Below are 13,886 nucleotides of genomic sequence, written 5' to 3'. Positions count from 1 at the left end.
AACCAGGCGCGACAATTGCGGCCCGGCACCATTGCGGAGCGGCGCGCCGGGCGCTAGCCTCCCCAAAAAATCGAGGAGGATACCCAAGCATGCGCACCGGTTTTCTGATGGCAGGCCTGTTGCTGATCGCCGCACCGGCCCAGGCGGCCGACGACCACCCGCGTTCGACCTATGTCACGATGGTCCTGCAGGCCTTCGCCGCCAAGGTCGAATGTCCTGGCACGGACGTCGTCTACCAGGATCTGGTGCAAAAGGCGCAGCAGATGCAGCTGCCCGACGGCACCACTGAGCAGGTGCGCAAGGCGATCGCCTGGATGCACACCGGCGGCAAGATGGGCGAGAAGCAGGCCGACGACATCATGGCGGAGGTCGCAGTCGCCACCCAGATGACCGATCTCGACCAGCGCCGGCTCGGCATGAGCAATTGGTGCGAAAAGCAGAAGACCGCCGGCCTGATCCGCAGCAAGGGCGGCTAGACGCTCGTCCGCGGCGTTAAGCACACCGCGGCGGAACCCTCGCCGCGGCCAATAATCGTCACATTCCTGGCCAGCATGCGGGCTCTTCGAACAGGAGACCCCCATGCGGATTGTTCATCTCGTTGTCGCAGCCAGCCTCGCGATCAGCACCGCGCTGAGCGCCCCCGCCTTGGCCCGGAATGCCGACGCGCAGCAAAAGAGCGAGGATAAATCGACCTCGTCGTCATCATCATGCAGCGCCTATCAGCAGGCACCCGACGGATCGTGGGAGCAGCTCCCCTGCAAGGAAACGAGCGAGCACGGCCAGGCGCAGACGCAACACAAGTCCGGCGCGCAAGGCAGCGAACAGGGCGAGCGCTGAGGCGTTCGTCGAAAGCTTGGGTCGGCTAGCTGTGGGCTGGCCCGCGCATGATCTTCATGGCGTCCGCGATGTGACGCCACTCCTTGGCCTCTTCGGCCTCGCCGCGGCCCTCGCAAGCCTGCGCCTGTTCGGCGGCCTTCGCAATCGCTTCAAAACCATGCTGTTCCAGCATCTGCCGCGCGACGGTGTGGACCTGGACCTCGGACATCATGGGCGCTCTCCCGGTTGAGGACACCGCGGCGCCGGCTCGGCGCTCCGCGGCTCTCCGACAACGACCTCGCCGCGAGTCCCGTTCCGGCCACGGCCGATCACATCAGCAGTCCCGGGAACCCGAACCGCCCAAACGACAAAGGCGGCCCGCTATGCCCAGCGGACCGCCTTCTCACCCACCCCAAATGGGCCGTCTCGGTCGCGTCCCCTACGCGACCGCCGCTTTCTTGCGCTCGAAATCGTTCGGCACTTCGATGTCGACCTCCAGGGTCGACACCTCGTCACCGCGCTCGAGCCGCACGATGACCTTGGTCGGGTCCAGCGTCACATGCCTGGACACGACAGCGAGAATTTCCTCACGCAGCACACCGAGCAGATCGGGCTGGCCGCGCATTCCGCGTTCATGGGCAAGCAGGATCTGCAACCGTTCGCGAGCGACGGGTGCAGAGGCCTTGTTGCCGCGGAGAAGCCGGAGCAGACCCATGCTCATGCAGCCCTCCGTCGCAGCAGGCGATCCATGAATCCCTTGCGCTCGGTCGGCACCTGCATGGCGATGGTCTCGCCGCACAGCCGCCGCGCCGCATCGATATAGGCCCGCGCGGGTGCGCCTTCGGCGTTCGACAGCGTCACCGGCGTGCCGACGTTGGAGGCGCGCAGCACGTCCTGGCTCTCGGGGATGATGCCGAGCAAGGGCGTCGCAAGGATTTCGAGGATGTCCTCGATGGTCAGCATCTCGCCGCGCGCGGCGCGCGAGGGATCGTAGCGGGTGATGAGAATGTGCTTCTCGACGCGCTCGCCCTTCTCGGCTCGCACAGTCTTGGAATCGAGCATGCCGATGATGCGGTCGGAATCGCGCACCGAAGACACTTCCGGATTGGTGACGATCACGGCTTCATCCGCAAAGCGCATCGCCATGGAGGCGCCGCGCTCGATGCCGGCGGGGCTGTCGCAGATCACCCAGTCGAAACGGCTGCGCAAATCGGCGATGACCTTGCCGACCCCCTCTTCGGTCAGCGCGTCCTTGTCGCGGGTCTGCGAGGCCGGCAGCAGCCAGAGATTCTCCAGCCGCTTGTCCTTGATCAGCGCCTGCGGCAGCTTGGCCACGCCCTGCACCACGTTGATGAGGTCGAACACGACGCGGCGTTCGGCGCCCATGACGAGGTCGAGATTGCGTAGGCCAACGTCGAAATCGACCACGACGACCTTGTCGCCGCGTTGCGCCAGCGCAGCCCCCAGCGCGGCAGTCGTCGTCGTCTTGCCGACGCCCCCCTTGCCTGACGTCACGACCAGTACCTTGGCCATCTCAAAAATCTCCTTCTGGTCAGTTCAGCGCGGTAATTCGCATGGTGTTGCCTTGCAGCCAGGCCTGGGCAGGCCGGCCGCGCAAGGCGGCGTCGATATCGTCGGCGGTCTGATAAAACCCGTCGATCGCAAGCAGCTCGGCCTCGATCTTCTGGCAGTAGATGCGTGCACTGGTGTGGCCGTTGACGCCGGCCATGGCGCGGCCGCGCAGCGCGCCGTAGATGTGGATGGAGCCGCCGGCGACGACCTCGGCGCCCGAGCCGACCGAGCCCAGAATGGTGACGTCGCCTTCGGGGAAGATCACGGTCTGGCCGGAGCGCACCGGGGCCTCGATCAGCAGCGAGGTCGGCTTGGTCTCGACCTTCGCCTCAGGCTTCTTGGGCGCGGTCGGTTCGACCACACAGCTGCGCCCGCCCGACAACAGCGGCGGCATCATCGGGGTCAGCCGGCCCTCCTCCACGCCCTCGATCCCGAGCACGCGGATGTTGCGGTCCTGAAGACTGGTGAGCAGATGGCCGATGCCGGACTGGCTGAGATCGACCGAGGACAGGTCGATCACCACGGGCCGGCCGGCGAAGAAGCCCGGCGAGCGGGCGATGGTGGCGTCGATCTCCTGGAGCCAGTCCTGGATCGGAACCGTCGGCACGAACACAAAGGCCACATAGGAGCGCCCACGCAGGCGCACCATTTGGCGTTGGACTTTTGCTGCAGCCTCCATATCGGCCGACTCGTTCCCTGTTATTGAATGGTTAACGATGCGGCGGATATGGTTAACGGCTGGTTAATTTCTCCGTGAGGTTACGTGGGTGGGGCCCTAGTTGGTGCTGCTCGTGTCCCGGACGCGCTGCAGCGTGCAACGCTGCAGCGCAGAGCCGGGACCCAGGAGGCGGCACGGTACACTCCCGCAACATGGGCCCCGGCTCTGCAGCGCACCGTCGAAGAGACGCTGCGCCGCGTCCGGGGCACGAGCGGAGAAAGCGCAGCCCCCTACTTCTTCACCTTGCTCGCATCCATCTTGATGCCGGGATCCAGCATCTTCGTCGTGAACGCGGTGCTGACGTCGAACGGCTTCTCCATGCCGAGATAGGTCTGGACCAGCTCGTAGTCCTTCTTCATCCGTTCACCGTCGATCCAGCCGAGACTCTTGGTCGTCGTGAACTCGTCCGTCATCAGGAACTTGATCCGCTCCCACTGGCGCTCCTGGCTCGTCTTGTCGAGGCCGGAGACCTGGTCGAGCAGCGCCTTCAGGCAGGGCTCGACGTCGGCGACGCAGGCCGCAAAGGCCTTCTGGGTGACGCGGACAAAATCCTCGACGACCTTCGGGTTCTTCTGGAGATAGGCGCCGTTGACGATCAGCGAGTTGCCGTAGGGGTTGAGCCCGATGTCCTTCCAGTTGACGTAGCCGAGATCGTCGCCGAACTCGATCACCTTGACATCGTGCTCATTGTAGAAATCGCTGATGATATCGACGGTGTGGCTCTTCAGCGCCGCGACCTTCGCCGTGGGCCCGATATTGACGAATCCGACGGCATCAGGCGCAAGGCCAGCGGCCTTGGCGAAGGCCGGCCACATCACGCGCGAGGCATCGCCGGGCGGATTGCCGATCTTGTGGCCGGTGAAATCCTTGACGCCGTTCACGCCGTAGCTTTTCAGCCAGTAGAAGGTCTGGCCGGTGTTGGCATAGACGCTCATCACCGCAACGGTGTCGGCGCCCTTGCTCTTGGCCACCAGCATGGTGGCAAGATCGGCGACGCCGAACGGCGAGCCGCCGGAGCCGACCTTGGCGGCGGAGACGCCGGAGCCCTTGCCGGTCTCGATGGTGAGGTCGATGCCTGATTTCTCGTACCAGCCCTGCGCCTTGGCGTAATAATACGGCGAGTGGTCGGCGGTCGGCGTCCAGTTCAGGATCAGATTGACCGCCTCGCCCGCGCTCGCCGGCACCGCCGGCAAACCGAGCGCCAGGGCCACAACAGCCGCCTGCAAATGCTTCATCGCATCTCTCCTCATTCCCGCGACCCGGCTTGTCGCTCTCCCCATGTGAGGATACCAATGCAACAAGTCCGCCCTCCACTTGTCAACTGTTTGGTTGGAAATGTCCGCAAAACGATCTGGCGACACCGTGCCGCAGCGGCGCGATCCGGTCGCCACCCGCAAGAAGCTGCTCACGGCGGCGCGCCTGGAGTTCGCCAGGCACGGCCTTGCCGGCGCCCGCGTCGACGAGATCGCCGAGCGTGCCGGCGTCAACAAGCAGCTCGTCTACCACTATTTCGGCGACAAGGACGCGCTCTACCTCGCCGTGCTCGAATGGGTCTATGAGGACATCCGCGAGCAGGAGCGCAAGCTCAATCTGGAAGGCCTGGCGCCGGACAAGGCGATCCGCCGGCTGATCGAAGCCTCGTTCGACCATCTGGCGGCAAACCCTGATTTCATCGTGCTTTTGAACGACGAGAACCGCGGCGGCGCCCGCCATGTCCGCGGCTCGACGCGGCTGGAAGCGATGCATTCTCCGCTGGTCAAAAGCGTCTCCCACATCCTCCATGAAGGCGTGCGCAGCGGGCTTTTCCGCAAGGGGATCGACCCCGTCCAGCTCTACATCTCCATTGCGGGCCTCAGCTATTTCTTCTTCTCCAACACCCCGACGCTGTCGGCGATCTTCGGCAAGGACCTGTCGAGCCGCACCCAGCGCCGATCCCGGCGCCGGCACGTTGTCGATCTCGTGCTCCAGTCGCTCCGGCCATAATCAACCAACTGGTTGAAAGTTGCTGCAAGGCCGGTTAGGCTTGCCGTCGTGGCCGCAAGCAACGGGGAGCAAAAGGTGGCAGGTGACGGAGCAGGCCCGGCACGCAGCTTTGCGATCATCCTGATCGTGCATCTCGCCGTGCTCGTGCTCTGGCAGGTCCTGGTCGACGCATTCCACGTCCCGAAATTCATCCTGCCCTCCCCGCTGGCGACCGTGCAGACGCTGGGAACCGCGAACTATGCCTGGGGCGCGAACACGCTGGTGACGGCCATCGAGATCCTCGGCGGCTTTGCGCTCGGCGCCTTCGTCGGCGTCGCGCTCGCCGTGATCTTCAGCTGGGCGCCGCTGGTCAGCCTCGTGCTGCTGCCGCTGTTCGTGACGCTCAACATGATCCCGAAGGTCGCTCTCGGGCCGCTTCTGATCGTCTGGTTCTCCTACGGCATCCTGCCCAACATCCTGATCGCCTTCAGCATCTGCTTCTTTCCGATCCTGCTCACCACCGCGCGGGGCCTGCGCGAGGTCGAGCCTGACCTGCTCGACCTCGTCAAATCGCTGCGCGGCTCGCGCTGGACGCTGTTCCGCAAGATCCAGCTGCCGGGATCGCTGCCTTACGTGTTCTCCGGCATGAAGGTCGGCGCCATCCTCGCGGTGGCCGGCGCCATCGTCGGCGAGTTCATCGCCTCCGAGCGCGGGCTCGGCTACCTCATGATCCAGGTGCAGTCCTCGCTCGACACGCCCGCGATGGTGATGGCGGTCGTGCTGCTGACACTGCTCGGCGTCGCGCTCTACGGCCTGGTCCTCGTCCTCGAACGCATGTTCGTGGTCGGCGACGCCAGGCAAAGCTAACGAAGGACCCATCGATGCTCCTCACCCGCCAGACGCTGCCGAAGACAATCCCGGATATCGCAGCCCTCGACGATCTGCTGTGCCGGCCAAGCCAGGCGCTGATCGACGACCTCAACAAGGTCGAGGGCGACATCATGATCCTCGGCGTCGCCGGCAAGATGGGCCCGACGCTGGCGGGGCTGGCGAAAGCCGCCGCACCCGAACGTCGCGTCATCGGCGTGGCGCGCTTCAGCGAGGCCAGCGTGAGGGACTGGCTGAACGCGCGCGGCGTCGAGACCATCAATTGCGACCTGCTCGATGAAGCCGCGATTCTGGCCCTGCCCAAGGCCCCGAACATCATCTTCATGGCCGGCCGCAAGTTCGGCGCCGAGGGCGATCTGTCGCTGACCTGGGCGATGAACGCGCACGTCCCGGCGCTGGTCGCACAGGCCTTCCCGTCGTCGCGGATCGTCGCTTTCTCGACCGGCTGCGTCTATCCGTTCGTCCCCGTCGACGGCAAAGGCGCGCGCGAGGAGATGGCGCCGAACCCGCCGGGCGAATATGCCCAGTCCTGCGTCGGCCGCGAGCGCATGTTCGAATATTTCTCGCGCAAGTTTGGAACGCCGGGCCGGCTGTTCCGCCTCAACTACGCGATCGACATGCGCTATGGCGTGCTGCACGACATCGCCACAAAGGTGCTCACGGGCACGCCGATCGACGTCAGCCTCGGCCACGTCAACTTCATCTGGCAGGGCGACGCATCTGCGCAGGCGCTGCGGTGCCTCGCGCATTGCACCGCCCCGACCTCGCCGATCAATGTCAGCGGCCACGAGATCCTCGCGGTACGTGATCTCGCTGCAAAATTCGGCGCCCGCTTCGGCCGTGCGCCGGTGCTGACGGGCAAGGAGGAGCCGACGGCGTGGCTCACCGACACGTCAAAGGCGGTCGAGCTGTTCGGCCTGCCCGTCGTCGACACCGAGCAGCTGATCGCCTGGACCGCGGACTGGGTCTCCCGCGCCATGCCGAGCCTCGGCAAGCCGACAAAATACGAGGTCCGCGATGGACGCTACTGACGATCCGCCCATCCTGAAGCTCGGCACCAACGATGCGATCGCCGGGCTCGCGCTGTCGACGGAAGCCCACTGGAACCAGACCGAGGAGGACTGGCGAATCTTCCTGCGCGACGGCGTCGTGTTCGGCATCCGCGACGGCATGCGGCTGGTCGCCACCGCCGCACTGCTGCCCTACTCCGGCAACAATGCCTGGATCAGCATGGTGCTGGTGTCAGCCACGCATCGCCGCCGCGGCCTCGCAACGCGCCTAGTCGATGCCTGCCTGGAAACCGCGCGCAAGAACGGCCTGACGAGCTGGCTCGACGCAACGCCTGACGGCACTGCCGTCTACGGGCCACTCGGATTCACACCAACCCTGCAATTGCGCCGGCTGAAGCTGGTGACGCCCGCGCGCGCCGAAGCACCACCAACATCATCCGCGACCATCGATGCGTTGCGTGCACGGGACCGGCGGGCCACCGGCCTCGACCGGACCGCTCTGCTCTCCGCCTTCGCACAGCGCTCCGGCTCGCGCATCGTCGCCGCGAATGGAGCCATTGCGCTGGTTCGCGACGGCCGGACCGCGCGCCATATTGGCCCGCTATTTGCCAACAATGCCGCAGCGGCGCTGGCCCTGGTTGACGCGATCGCGCGATCCGAGACCGGCCCGCTTCTGGTCGATGCCGTCGCGTCGCAATCAGCGTTCCTGGAAGGATTGACCGCCTCAGGCTGGACCATCGAGCGTCCGTTCCAGCGCATGCGGTTCGGCCCCGCCACGACAGCGGCTGAGGAAATGCCATTCGCCGTTGCCGGCCCCGAATTCGGATAGGACATCATGCACCACAGCCAGATCAACGCCGATATCCGCAAGCTGATTGCCGAGGGCACCGTGCTGCCGGCGCATCCCCTCGCGCTCACCGCCGAGCGGCAGCTCGACAAGACGCATCAGCGCGCATTGACGCGCTATTACATCGACGCAGGCTCAGGCGGCCTTGCCGTCGGTGTGCACACGACGCAGTTCGCGATCCGCGACGTCGGCCTTTACCGTCCCGTGCTGGAGCTCGCCGCCGAGACCGCGGCGAACTGGACCAAGCGGCCGCTGGCGATGGTCGCGGGCCTTGCCGGTCCGACCAGGCAGGCGATCACGGAAGCGCGCACCGCACGCGACATCGGCTATCATGCCGGACTGCTCAGCCTCGCCGCGATGAAGAATGCCTCCGAGGACGAGATCATCGCACATTGCACGGCGGTCGCCGCCGAGATCCCGCTGGTCGGCTTCTATCTCCAACCGGCCGTCGGCGGCGTCATCCTGTCCAGCCGGTTCTGGCAGCGCTTTGCCTCGATCGACAACGTCATTGCCATCAAGATCGCACCGTTCAACCGCTACAGGACTCTTGACGTGCTGCGCGGCGTCGCAGCGGCCGGCGCGCTCGACCGCGTCGCGCTCTACACCGGCAATGACGACCATATCCTGCTCGACCTGATGCTGCCGTTCGACCTGCGCGACAACGGCGTCACCACGCGCACCTATTTCAAGGGCGGCCTGCTCGGCCATTGGTCGGTGTGGACCGCGAGCGCCGTCAAGCAGTTCGAGCGCTGCAAGGCGGCGCGGCACAAGGACAGCGTGCCCGCCGACCTGCTCGCGCTCGATGCCCGCGTCACCGACTGCAACAGCGCCTTCTTCGACGTCGCCAACAATTTCCACGGCTGCATCGCCGGCTGCCACGAGATCCTGCGTCGCCAGGGCCTGATGAAAGGTCTGTGGTGCCTCGATCCGAACGAGGGCCTGAGCCCGGGCCAGAAGGACGAGATCGACCGCGTCTGCCGCGAGCATGCCGACCTCAGCGATGATGCGTTCGTCGCCGACAACCTGAACAAATGGCTGGCATGACGGACGAGCCCTTCATCAGCCTGCGCGGCGTCCGGAAAGTCTACCGCAGCGGCGGCGCGGAATTTCTCGCGGTGTCCGACGTCACGATGGACGTGCAGGAAGGTGAGCTGGTCTCGCTGGTCGGCCCCTCCGGCTGCGGCAAGACCACGGTGATGAAGATCTTGGCCGGGCTGCACGGCGCCGACGGCGGCACCATGAAGATCGGCAATGCCAAAAGTCCGTTCGATCCGACCCGCGACATCGGCATGGTGTTCCAGCAGGCGCTGCTGCTGAAATGGCGGACCATTCTGGACAACGTGCTGCTGCCGGCCGAGATCGTGGGCTTGCCGATGAAGGCTGCGCGCGAGCGGGCACGCGACCTGCTCAACCTCGTCGGCCTCTCAGGCTATGAGCAGAAATATCCGCGCGAGCTCTCCGGCGGCATGCAGCAGCGCACCGCGATCGCGCGCGCCTTCATCCACGATCCAAAACTGATCCTGATGGACGAGCCGTTCGGCGCGCTGGACGCGCTGACGCGCGAGCAGATGAATCTGGAGATGCTGCGGATCTGGCGCGAGAGCGGCAAGACCATCATCTTCGTCACGCACTCGATCCAGGAAGCCGTGTTCCTGTCGTCGCACTGTGCCGTGCTGACCGCGGGGCCGGCGAAGATGGCCGACTATTTCCCGATCGACCTGCCCTTCCCGCGCGATCTGCCGCTGAAGACCACGGATGCGTTCGGCGCCTATGCGCGGCGGATATACGCGAAGCTGGGCCTCACTTCGTAGCCCTGATGGAGCGAAGCGCAATCCGGGAAAGTGCCGATGACGCGCGAGGCCCCGGATTACGCTTACGCTCCATCCGGGCTACGAAGCCGGGCGCGGCGTAAACACCGCGCCCTCCTCACCATCAGGTCTTGTTGCGCATCTTGCCGAGCAGATAATTGTCGTAAAAATTCTCCGCGATCTGCGTGTAGAACAGCAGCTCCTTCATATAGGCGTCGTGGCTGTCCTTGGTGCGCTTGAACAGATCGCTCTTGGCGGCGAGCTCGTTCAGATGCTCCTGGGTCGCGTTGTAGCAGGCTTCCAGCACCGGCTGCGGGAATGCCTTCAGCTCTGCGCCGTTGGCGATCAGCCGCTTCAGCGCCGCCGGATTCACGCTATCGTACTTTTCCAGCATCCATGCGCCCGCAGCGGAAGCGGCCTGGTTGACGACCGCCTGATACTGCTTCGGCAGGCTCGCCCATTTCTCGTCATTGACGATCATGTGCAGCATCGCGCCGCCCTCCCACCAGCCCGGGAAGTAGTAGTATTTTGCGACCTTCTGGAAGCCGAGCTTCTCGTCGTCATAGGGACCGACGAACTCGACGGCGTCGAGCGAGCCCTTCTCCAGCGCCGCATAGATGTCGCCGCCGGCGAGCTGCTGCGGCACCACGCCGAGCCGCGCCAGCACGTGGCCGCCCATCCCGGCGATGCGGAATTTGAGGCCCTTGAGATCGTCGACGGTCTTGATCTCCTTGCGGAACCAGCCGCCCATCTGGGTGCCGGAATTGCCGCAGAGGATGGCGTGGGTCTTGAACGGCTTCAGCGCCTCGTTGGTGAGGTCGGCACCGCCGCCGAAATACCACCAGGATTCCTGGTGGCGGTGGTTCATGCCGAACGGCGCGCCGGTGGCATAGGCCAGCGCCGGCTCCTTGCCGATGTAGAAATACAGCGGTGTCTGCGCCATCTCGACGGTGGCGACGCTGACGGCATCGAGCGCCTGCAGGCCGGGAACGAGCTCGCCGGCCGCGAAGGTCTGGATCTGGAATTTGTTGTCGGTGGCTTCGGCGACGTATTTCGCAAAGGTCTGCGCCGTGCCGTAGATGGTGTCGAGCGACTTCGGGAAGCTCGAGGTCAGGCGCCATTTGATTTCGGGCGCGCTCTGCGCAATCGCAGGTGCAGCAACCAGCGTCGTCGCGCCGGCAACCGCGCCGCCCTTGAGGAATGTACGGCGTTTCATGATGGGGTCTCTCCCTGGAAGTAAAGTTCAAGCATATCGACTTCGGACCACGGTCTTCGCGGACCGTTTGCCCGTTCCCGCCCTGCAGTTCAAGCCATGATAAAGGAGGGGCAACCTGCCAAATCAGGCCGCCGCGGGTCAGGCGTCCCCGACAAAGATCGACAGCGCCCGCTGTAACTCCTTGTAGGCGCGCGGTCCGATCTTGGCGACGAGCGCTTTATCGCTTTCGGCGGCCGCCGGCCTCATCCGGCCCAGCAGCGCCGTGCCGGCCTCGGTCAAATAGAGCACATAATAGCGGCGGTTGATCGCCGACGCGGTGCGCCGCACGAGGCCGCGACCTTCGAGATGATCCACCAGCCTGCCGAGCCCTGCCCGTTCGATCGACAGCAGTTGCGCCACGGCGAGCTGGTTGACGCCGGGATTGGCGTCGATCACGCAGAGCACGGAGAACTGGGCGGGACTGATTTCGAAGACCGCCAATTGCCGGCTGAATTCCTTGAAGATCCAGAGCTGCGCCCGCCGAATACTGTAGCCCAGCAGCTGCGAGAGATCCCCGAGGGCAAGCGGTTTCACCTTGGCCGTCTTCGTGCCGGATACCGCGCGCGGCGCCGATCGCGACGGCATGGTCACGCGTGCAGCCCGCCGCGGTCGCGCGGTCCGCTTCCCGACCCGTGCCTTGCCTGGCTGCATCGACACGCATCTTTCGGAAAGCCGGTCGCGGTGCATCCGGCCGGTTTTGAGGATTCGGACAGCGAGTCTAACGCAACGTAGCCTGATCGAGAAGCGGCCTGAACGCGTACAGCTTCTACGACAGGTTGCACGGCAATATCGCGCAATGCGTCATGTTGACACGGCAACATGGCTCGCCTAAGGATCGTAGAAACCTGCCGTAACACGAGCGGGTCAAGGGGAGCCAACGTCCGTGTCGTCCATCAGGGTGGGCGCCGATCCGCATGCCAGAGCGCATCGCGGCGGCATGATCATGCCGCGCAGTCGAAGCTGCGTTGCAGCTCATCGCGGACGCAAGCGCATTTCTCCCGACATCGATCTCGCAAATGAATCTGATCACTCGACGCCTCGCCCGCCGGCGGCGCGTCGGACGCTTTCGTTCAATCATCCATGATGAAACTGGGAGGGCATGACATGAAACGACTTTTCCTCGCCTCGACGATCATCGCCACATGGGCGTCTCTCGGCCCGCAAGCGGCCGCCCACGGACTGCCACCGAGCGGCGTCGCGCCGCGCGCGTCCTGTACCGCCCTCACCGGGCTCACTTTGCCGAACACACAGATCCTGAGCGCGACCCAGAAGCCGGGCTATTGCAACGTGATCGGCATCATCAACAAGCGCGTCTCGACGCAGGACCCCGATCATTTCACCTACGGGATCGGCTTTGCGCTCAACCTGCCCAACACCTGGCACGGCCGTTTCGAGATGATGGGCGGCGGCGGCACTGACGGCAGCCTCAATGCGGATCCGCAAGGCGCGGCCGGCGTCGAGCTCGGCCAGGGCTGGGCTGTCGCCGCTGACGACGGCGGCCACGAAGACAGCGCCAGCAACGTCGTTGGAGGATATCAGGACGACGATGCCAACGCCGGAGGCTCCGCGCATTTCGCGATCGACGCCCAGGCGCGCAGGGATTACGGCTACAACGGCATCGAGAAGTCCGCGACGATCTCGAAAGAGATCATCTCCTATTTCTACGGCCTCGATACCGTCTATTCCTACATCATGGGCTGCTCGAACGGCGGACGCGACGCCATGATGGCATCGCAGCGCTTCCCCTGGCTGTTCGACGGCGTGATCTCGCAAAATCCCGGCTTCAACCTGCCGCAGGCGGGCCTCGCGGAAGCCTGGAACGAGCAGGTGCTCGGCACGCTTTCAACCAGCACGGACATCAACGGACAGCCGTTCATTCCCGACACGTTTCCCGCGCAGGATCTCCAGGTGGCCTCGGCCGCGATCCTGAGCGCCTGCGACGCGCTCGATGGCCTCGTCGACGGCATCATCGACAATTATCACGCCTGCACGGCGAAGAAGGTGTATCCGGCGCTCGCCAGTTACACCTGCGGCACCGGCTCGCACGGCAGCACGCCGCATGGCGGCACGTGCCTGACGGCTGCGCAGGTCGACGCGCTGAAGAAGATCTATGCCGGGCCGATCAATTCGAAGGGCCAGCGGCTCTATTCGAACTGGTTCTGGGATGCCGGCATCTGGACGCCGCCCACCGCGCCCGGCGCGGGCTGGCAATTGTGGAACGTCGTCACCGCGCCGGTGCCAGGTGTCAACACCGCCATCAACCTGACGCTCGGGGCGGGCGCGCTCCCGATGATCTTCCAGACGCCGCCCGTCGTCACGCCGGTCAACGGGCCGAACGGCCAGGAAGCCTTCGTGTTCCATTTCAACTTCGACACCGACGCGCCGAAGATCTTCACGAAAACCCAGGCCTATCCCGAAAGCAGCATGGACTTCATGGCGGCGGTCTCGACCGATCTGCGTCCATTCAGGGCGCGCGGCGGCAAGCTGATCATCTCCTCCTCCGTCAATGACGGCATCTTCTCGGGCGCCGCGATCGCCCGCTGGTATCGCAACATGGACAGGCACATGAGCGGTCGTGCGACCGATTTCGCGCGACTGTTCATGGTGCCGAACATGGCTCATTGCGGCGGCGGCGCGGCCACCACGAGCCTCGCCGGGAACGAGATCAAGGCCATCACCGACTGGGTCGAACAAGGCATCGCACCGGATCGCATCGTCGCGGCCAACACCAACGCGACCTCGCCCTATCCGACCGGCGGACTTTTCGATCCGCGCATTGCGACGAACTTCCCGGCCAGCGGCACGAGGCCGCTCTGCGTCTATCCGAAGATTGCAGCCTATAAAGGCAGCGGCCTGACCAACGATGCCGGCAGTTTTGCCTGCATCGATCCCGGCTTCAGGCCGGGCGGCGACCACGACTTCAACGATGACGACGACGGGCGTGGCGACGACAAGCACTGAGGCGCTGTCAGTCTCTCGCGTGCCCCCCCGGACGCGGCGCGGGGCTACG

The 13,886-nt window shown here is 65.1% G+C and carries 16 protein-coding genes; 9 read left to right on the top strand and 7 right to left on the bottom strand.

Annotated elements, in window-relative coordinates; genetic code table 11:
* Positions 1-89 precede the first annotated feature (89 nt).
* Both AC1RR3_RS29705 and AC1RR3_RS29700 read left to right on the top strand, forming a co-directional pair.
* Entirely contained in the window at positions 90-476 is a 387-nt protein-coding gene (locus AC1RR3_RS29705) for a hypothetical protein (protein ID WP_492827331.1), read from the top strand.
* A 103-nt stretch (positions 477-579) separates the two neighbouring features.
* Entirely contained in the window at positions 580-837 is a 258-nt protein-coding gene (locus tag AC1RR3_RS29700) for a hypothetical protein (protein ID WP_492827329.1), read from the top strand.
* Positions 838-862: 25 nt separating this feature from the next.
* Here AC1RR3_RS29700 and AC1RR3_RS29695 read toward each other — a convergent pair whose 3' ends face one another.
* The 5 genes from AC1RR3_RS29695 to AC1RR3_RS29675 all read right to left on the bottom strand — a co-directional run bounded on the left by AC1RR3_RS29695 (position 863) and on the right by AC1RR3_RS29675 (position 4,341).
* Positions 863-1,048 (bottom strand): hypothetical protein, encoded by a 186-nt coding sequence (locus tag AC1RR3_RS29695; RefSeq protein ID WP_492827327.1) that lies wholly within the window; start codon positions 1,046-1,048, stop codon positions 863-865.
* A gap of 207 nt (positions 1,049-1,255) precedes the next feature.
* On the bottom strand, positions 1,256-1,537 hold the full coding sequence (gene minE / locus AC1RR3_RS29690) for a cell division topological specificity factor MinE (protein WP_008144923.1): 282 nt from the start codon (positions 1,535-1,537) through the stop codon (positions 1,256-1,258).
* Positions 1,534-2,349, bottom strand: coding sequence for a septum site-determining protein MinD (minD, locus tag AC1RR3_RS29685; RefSeq protein WP_492827325.1), 816 nt, complete (start codon positions 2,347-2,349; stop codon positions 1,534-1,536). Before minD ends, minE begins: the two co-directional genes overlap by 4 nt.
* A 19-nt stretch (positions 2,350-2,368) precedes the next feature.
* On the bottom strand, positions 2,369-3,067 hold the full coding sequence (minC, locus tag AC1RR3_RS29680) for a septum site-determining protein MinC (RefSeq protein ID WP_492827323.1): 699 nt from the start codon (positions 3,065-3,067) through the stop codon (positions 2,369-2,371).
* A gap of 269 nt (positions 3,068-3,336) precedes the next feature.
* The gene (locus AC1RR3_RS29675) at positions 3,337-4,341 is read right to left on the bottom strand and encodes an ABC transporter substrate-binding protein (protein WP_492827321.1); all 1,005 of its coding nucleotides are present in this window, start codon (positions 4,339-4,341) and stop codon (positions 3,337-3,339) included.
* A 100-nt stretch (positions 4,342-4,441) separates the two neighbouring features.
* Between AC1RR3_RS29675 and AC1RR3_RS29670 the strand changes: the two genes are divergently transcribed.
* From AC1RR3_RS29670 to AC1RR3_RS29645, 6 genes are all read left to right on the top strand, one after another.
* Positions 4,442-5,089 (top strand): TetR/AcrR family transcriptional regulator, encoded by a 648-nt coding sequence (locus tag AC1RR3_RS29670; RefSeq protein WP_492827319.1) that lies wholly within the window; start codon positions 4,442-4,444, stop codon positions 5,087-5,089.
* A 75-nt stretch (positions 5,090-5,164) separates the two neighbouring features.
* Entirely contained in the window at positions 5,165-5,935 is a 771-nt protein-coding gene (locus tag AC1RR3_RS29665; RefSeq protein ID WP_492827317.1) for an ABC transporter permease, read from the top strand.
* 14 nt (positions 5,936-5,949) lie between these two features.
* On the top strand, positions 5,950-6,987 hold the full coding sequence (locus AC1RR3_RS29660) for an NAD-dependent epimerase/dehydratase family protein (protein WP_492827315.1): 1,038 nt from the start codon (positions 5,950-5,952) through the stop codon (positions 6,985-6,987).
* The gene (locus AC1RR3_RS29655; protein WP_492827313.1) at positions 6,974-7,795 is read left to right on the top strand and encodes a GNAT family N-acetyltransferase; all 822 of its coding nucleotides are present in this window, start codon (positions 6,974-6,976) and stop codon (positions 7,793-7,795) included. The genes AC1RR3_RS29660 and AC1RR3_RS29655 overlap by 14 nt, the downstream gene beginning before the upstream one ends.
* A gap of 6 nt (positions 7,796-7,801) precedes the next feature.
* The gene (locus AC1RR3_RS29650; protein WP_492827311.1) at positions 7,802-8,857 is read left to right on the top strand and encodes a dihydrodipicolinate synthase family protein; all 1,056 of its coding nucleotides are present in this window, start codon (positions 7,802-7,804) and stop codon (positions 8,855-8,857) included.
* Positions 8,845-9,624, top strand: a complete 780-nt coding sequence (locus AC1RR3_RS29645) for an ABC transporter ATP-binding protein (protein WP_492827309.1) — start codon at positions 8,845-8,847, stop codon at positions 9,622-9,624. Before AC1RR3_RS29650 ends, AC1RR3_RS29645 begins: the two co-directional genes overlap by 13 nt.
* Positions 9,625-9,745: 121 nt before the next feature.
* Here AC1RR3_RS29645 and AC1RR3_RS29640 read toward each other — a convergent pair whose 3' ends face one another.
* Positions 9,746-10,837: a TRAP transporter substrate-binding protein gene (locus AC1RR3_RS29640; RefSeq protein WP_492827307.1), complete on the bottom strand. Its 1,092-nt coding sequence runs from the start codon at positions 10,835-10,837 to the stop codon at positions 9,746-9,748.
* Between the two features lie 138 nt (positions 10,838-10,975).
* The gene (locus tag AC1RR3_RS29635) at positions 10,976-11,563 is read right to left on the bottom strand and encodes a MarR family winged helix-turn-helix transcriptional regulator (protein ID WP_492827305.1); all 588 of its coding nucleotides are present in this window, start codon (positions 11,561-11,563) and stop codon (positions 10,976-10,978) included.
* 417 nt (positions 11,564-11,980) lie between these two features.
* Between AC1RR3_RS29635 and AC1RR3_RS29630 the strand changes: the two genes are divergently transcribed.
* Positions 11,981-13,837: a tannase/feruloyl esterase family alpha/beta hydrolase gene (locus AC1RR3_RS29630; RefSeq protein WP_492827303.1), complete on the top strand. Its 1,857-nt coding sequence runs from the start codon at positions 11,981-11,983 to the stop codon at positions 13,835-13,837.
* The last annotated feature ends 49 nt before the right edge of the window (positions 13,838-13,886 follow it).

It is taken from the genome of Bradyrhizobium sp. GW821-FHT13H05 (assembly GCF_058804065.1).
This window is presented reverse-complemented; position numbering and strand designations above follow the sequence as displayed.